The 751-nt window shown below is 55.9% G+C and carries 1 protein-coding gene and 1 pseudogene; both read left to right on the top strand.

Annotation, left to right across the window (positions count from 1 at the left end; translation table 11 throughout):
* A pseudogene (locus NCS28_RS33070) lies at window positions 1-315 on the top strand (chromosome partitioning protein ParB); the annotation flags it as partial.
* A partial coding sequence (locus NCS28_RS33065; protein ID WP_250517973.1) for a ParB/RepB/Spo0J family partition protein occupies window positions 312-751 on the top strand: 440 nt, incomplete at its 3' end. The pseudogene NCS28_RS33070 and the gene NCS28_RS33065, both read left to right, overlap by 4 nt.

Here is a 751-nt window from a genome sequence, read left to right as displayed (position 1 = left end):
AAGCAACTGATGAGCGCCCGTCGTGTCATTGAGCGAAGAAAGGCACTCGGACGAAGCACCGCACACAATATGACCAGCAAGTCTGCCGCCGTCACGACATCTAGCCTCGTGCGAACGTACGAGCGAGAAGTAGAACGTCAGAAATCCATGGTCAGAAAGGCCGAATTCGCACAACAGCGGTTGTTGTTTGTCGTCGGTGCATTGAGGCAGCTGTTTTCTGATGAGAACTTCATCAACCTCTTACGCGCGGAGGGACTGGCCAGCCTGCCGAAGTACCTTGCCGAGCGCGTTTGGCCAAGCGGGAGTGCCACATGACTGGAGTCACCCTTGGATTCATTCCCGAGCCGCTATCGGTGCCGGTCTGCAGCATCTTGCCATCGCGCAGAATACCTGCGCCCGTGGTCGAATCACGCAAATACAAGCAGATAAGAACCTCAATCGAGGAGGTGGGCCTCATTGAACCGCTTTCTGTAATGGCCGCGGACCAGTCTTCCGGGCAACATGTTCTTCTGGATGGCCATCTGCGCTTGCTCGCCATCCAGGACCTGAAGCATGAGCGTGCCGCCTGCCTTGTCGCGACCGACGACGAAAGCTACACCTATAACAACCGTGTCAATCGCCTGTCGACAATCCAGGAGCACTACATGATACGGCGCGTAATTGAGAGAGGCGTATCGCCCGAGCGGTTGGCGAAAGCTCTTTCCGTCGACGTATCCCAAATCATGAAGAAGATGTCGCTCCTCGATGGCGT

Source organism: Caballeronia sp. INDeC2, from assembly GCF_023631325.1.
Lineage (GTDB): Bacteria > Pseudomonadota > Gammaproteobacteria > Burkholderiales > Burkholderiaceae > Caballeronia.
This window is presented reverse-complemented; position numbering and strand designations above follow the sequence as displayed.